This is a genomic window from Serratia sp. PL7, assembly GCF_945957435.1.
Map to the genome: position 1 here is coordinate 1 of NZ_CAMFLB010000073.1, position 3,894 is coordinate 3,894.

Annotated in this window: 6 protein-coding genes; 5 read left to right on the top strand and 1 reads right to left on the bottom strand. The window is 38.2% G+C overall.

What is annotated here, in order from left to right; genetic code table 11:
- Nucleotides 1–1,179: MobV family relaxase (gene mobV, locus N6G83_RS54010; protein ID WP_260524408.1), on the top strand; the 1,179-nt coding region annotated here is incomplete at its 5' end.
- Nucleotides 1,180–1,597: 418 nt separating this feature from the next.
- On the opposite strand, the gene N6G83_RS55030 is transcribed toward mobV, so the two are convergent.
- Nucleotides 1,598–1,741: a type I toxin-antitoxin system Fst family toxin gene (locus N6G83_RS55030; RefSeq protein WP_320563923.1), complete on the bottom strand. Its 144-nt coding sequence runs from the start codon at nucleotides 1,739–1,741 to the stop codon at nucleotides 1,598–1,600.
- A 289-nt stretch (nucleotides 1,742–2,030) separates the two neighbouring features.
- On the opposite strand from N6G83_RS55030, the gene N6G83_RS54015 reads away from it, so the two are divergent.
- From N6G83_RS54015 to N6G83_RS54030, 4 genes are all read left to right on the top strand, one after another.
- The gene (locus N6G83_RS54015; RefSeq protein ID WP_260524409.1) at nucleotides 2,031–2,189 is read left to right on the top strand and encodes a protein repA; all 159 of its coding nucleotides are present in this window, start codon (nucleotides 2,031–2,033) and stop codon (nucleotides 2,187–2,189) included.
- A gap of 64 nt (nucleotides 2,190–2,253) precedes the next feature.
- Nucleotides 2,254–2,889 (top strand): replication protein, encoded by a 636-nt coding sequence (locus N6G83_RS54020; protein ID WP_260524410.1) that lies wholly within the window; start codon nucleotides 2,254–2,256, stop codon nucleotides 2,887–2,889.
- Nucleotides 2,882–3,154 (top strand): hypothetical protein, encoded by a 273-nt coding sequence (locus tag N6G83_RS54025; protein WP_260524411.1) that lies wholly within the window; start codon nucleotides 2,882–2,884, stop codon nucleotides 3,152–3,154. Before N6G83_RS54020 ends, N6G83_RS54025 begins: the two co-directional genes overlap by 8 nt.
- Before the next feature lie 125 nt (nucleotides 3,155–3,279).
- A complete protein-coding gene (locus N6G83_RS54030) occupies nucleotides 3,280–3,711 on the top strand; it encodes a helix-turn-helix domain-containing protein (protein WP_260524412.1) in 432 nt (143 codons plus the stop codon).
- Nucleotides 3,712–3,894 lie beyond the last annotated feature (183 nt).

Genomic DNA, 3,894 nt, shown 5'->3' on the forward strand with positions numbered 1-3,894 from the left:
TCAAACAAGGATATTGATGTGGACCGAACAGAAAAAAACTATGATTTGTGTGACAAAGACGGTGATATGAACGCTCGGCTTTCTGAACGCTTAGACGAGGTTCATTGTCTGAATCGGGCAGATGTAAAAGTCATGGCTGATTGGGTTGTTACGCTTCCTGAAGAACTGAAGGGGGCGTCTGAAGGGTCGCAAAAACGTTTCTTTGAGGAAACGTACGGCTTTCTTGCGGATCGCTACGGTGAGAAAAATGTTCTTGCTGGTGTCGTACACAATGACGAAAAAACACCGCATATGCACTTTTCTTTTGTTCCTGTGACCTTTGATGAAAAGAAACAGCGTGAGAAAGTATCTGCCAAACTAGTGTTGAACCGCAAAGATTTGCAGACGTTCCACCAAGATTTAGACCGACACTTAAAGGAAAAAATACCAGAGATTTATCAAGGCGGTATTTTGAACGACAAGACCTATCCAGTGAAAAACGTTGAAGAATTAAAGCGTTTCTCAAAAGATTTAGAACGTGATATTAGTCAAGTAAGAGCGGAATTAACAAGTAAAAATAAGTCATTGCAAAAGAAAGTAAAACAAGTAAATGCTCTAGAAGGAAAAATGGCAAATGTGCATGACACGCAAAAAAAGCTGATTGATTTTGAGAATAAACTGTCTCGAACGTTTACTGGTAAGCGTGTAGTGAGTAAAGAAGATTTTCAGAAGTTACGGCAGTTCGTGGTTGGCGTTGAAAAGAAGGCTGCTAAGACTTTGCAAGAAAATCATAAGCTGGAGCGGAAAAATGAACAGTTGTCAGAGCGTGTTGGGAAATTGGAAAAAGAAAATCAGCAAGTGGCGAAACGTCGTGATGAGTTGATCTCGGAGAAAAAAGATTTAGAAGGCCGTTTTGATGGCGTGAGAGACGATTCTAGGGTTTTTGAAGATAAATTAAAGGAATTAGGGTATGACCCTTCTAAAATGCCTGAAATCGAATATGAGGGGCGTTTGGTCATGAGTAAACTCGAGCGTGGTATTAAACCAAAAAACAAAAAGATTGCGGAAGAATGGCTGGACACTCTGAAGGAAAACAAGAAAAAAGGTTTAATACAAGGCAATCGTTTAGAACAATTTATGGAGCAATTAAAAGCTATGATTGATTCATTCCTAAGCAAAATAAAAGGGTTGGCTAGATGATTTTATGTCTTGGTGTCAATATGTCATGAAAAGCTCTATTTTGCGTTCTGAGCGGTTTTAGCGTTTATTTCGTTTAGTTATCGGCGCAATCGTTAAAACACGTTAGAGGAGCGAGAATGGAGCCTGTAAGGCGACTGGTAGCGGAACGGTCGTGTTAGATTGTGAAAGCCGATAACTAAACGAAATAAACAGCGGTAGCGCCCTTCCATTTCGGCAGGAGGAGGCTCAAGGGGTTTGGGGAATGACATTCCCCAAGGTCTTGTGTCTTTGATTTTTTGTTAGATACTTGCTATAATCAAAGTGCGAAATGTGATGATTTCGAATAGCATTACAACACGAACGCCCAACCTACTGGAATAGGTTGGGCGTTTTTTTACTTGTTGCGACTGCAAGCACGTGGGTTAGTCAGCAACTGCTTTTAGTTGTCGTCTCGATTATCTAACCAATGATCGACTAGGGTGGTTACTAGCGCCACAAAAAGTGGGGCGACAACCAATGTGATGATTTCTTTAAGCATTACAACACCCCCTTTCGGGGCAGTTGCCATTTTTGAGTATAGCATATCTTTTTTTTCTTTGAGAATGAGTGGGAAAATTTAACAGCCCCCTCTAATAGGCGGTTAAGTGTCGGTGAGAGCGTAAAAACGATAAAAATGTCTTGGTCAATTGACCGAATGAAGATTGGGAGAAACATAGGGGTACTACGACACCCCCTATGTGTCCATTGTCCATTGTTCACTTCAATAGAAACGTTGGTACAAAAGGTTTTTTATTTTTTTTAGGTTTTTCTTGTATTTCCAAAATAATTACTATATACTTAATTTGTACATACAAAAGAAGGGTGGTATTTACGTGGCTGATGATGGGAAAAAGAAGGTAACATTATCTCTTCCTGTAGAAACTAATAAAAAATTAGAAGAAATGTCCAAAAAATTTGGAATGACGAAGTCTGGATTGGTCAATTTTTTGATTAATCAAGTGGCAGAATCTGGAACTATTTATAAGCAATAAAAAAAGCGCCCTGTGGCTAGGACGCAAGATAAAATTAAACTGTTCAGCAAGGAGATTATATCATATGGGAAATGAATCTGAAACTGTTTATGATTGGACTTTACCTAGAAAGAATATCAATCCTAAAACGAAACAACCTTATAAACGTGGTAGAAATTGGGCGATTGTAGTTTATCCTGAATCATTGCCTGAAAATTGGAAAGAAATAATAAAATCAGAACCTGTTGCTATTAGTCCTCTTCATGATAAAGATGTAACTGCGGAAGGGGAATTAAAAAAACCGCATTATCACCTCGTTTTAAGTTATAACGGCAATAAATCTTTTGAGCAAATTGATGAAATAGCGCGCCTATTACATGCTCCTATACCGGAACGTATAAATTCATTAACTGGATCTGTTAGGTATTTAACACATATGGATGACCCGAATAAATATCAGTATGACAGTAGTGATATTCAAGTTTTTGGTGGTTTTGATTTAGAATCTATATTATCGTTGTCAACTGGAGATAAACGTCAACTTTTAAGAGATATGATTGAATTTATTAACGAAAATAATATTGTTCACTTGGTAGATTTCACGAATTATTGTTTGTCAGAAAAAAGCCCAGCTGGGTGGTTTGAAATTTTAACAGAGCGGAATACATTATTTTTGAAAGAATATATAAAATCTAACTGGCAGAAAAATAAAGATGAATAAAAATTATAATTACAAACAAACTTTAAAAATCGAACAATTAAATGAGTTATCAAAAGGCGTAACGGCAAGGTTGATTGCGTATCTTTCAAGAGAAAATATTCCAATCGATACACCGAATAATTTTTATGTTTTACTGTACCAGCAATTCAAGGAAATGCTGAATCTCAATTTGTTTCAGCTGTCGTCTGTAGAACTGGAACATATAGAAACGTATTGGCAACTGATGAATGAATTGTTACCTAAGATTGGGGTAACACAAAAATAAAGAGGGGCTTACACCCGCCGACTAAAACAGATGGTAAGCCCCATGCAACCCGCAAAGATTGCTAGACTATTCTAGCATATTTTGTATGGGGCTTCTAAATAAAAATCTTATTTGGAGGTCATATTATGACAGAATCAATGCAAAGCGTAGGAATCAGAATCAAAGAACTAAGAGAGAAACAAAGCCTGACAAGGCAAGATTTAGCAAGTTATATCGGACGTGGTATTTCTGAAAAAGAGGTGCAAACTTGGGAAGAACAATCGGTCTTTCCTGGTTTTGAAAAATTTGATGAGTTAACGGACGTCTTAGGTACGTCCCTTGATTATCTGCTTTCTGGGAAAAAAGGACATGATCAACAGATTTATTTCTTGCCTGATGTGCTGGAAGAAATCGAAGAAAAGCTTCAGGAATCGGAATTATCAGAAAGAGAAAAGAACAAGTATCGTTTGATGTATCGGCAATTCGTTGCAATTATGGAAATGGCAATCGAGCAGCCGAAAAGGGTTGAATCATTCATAGAATCCATGGCGCAAACTTGGCGCATGATTCAGGAATGATAAGGCAACAGTCGAAAGGCTGTTGCTTTTTTTGTTGCGTAAGCGAACAAAAAAAGGGGGCTTGGGTTTTTGACGGAGTGAAAAGTGGAGTTTCTGCGAAGGCAGAAATGACAGTTTGAGCGTAGGCAATCGGTCGCCTTCAGGCGGACGACAGCCCTCGGCAGAGCGTGTCCATACGAAGTA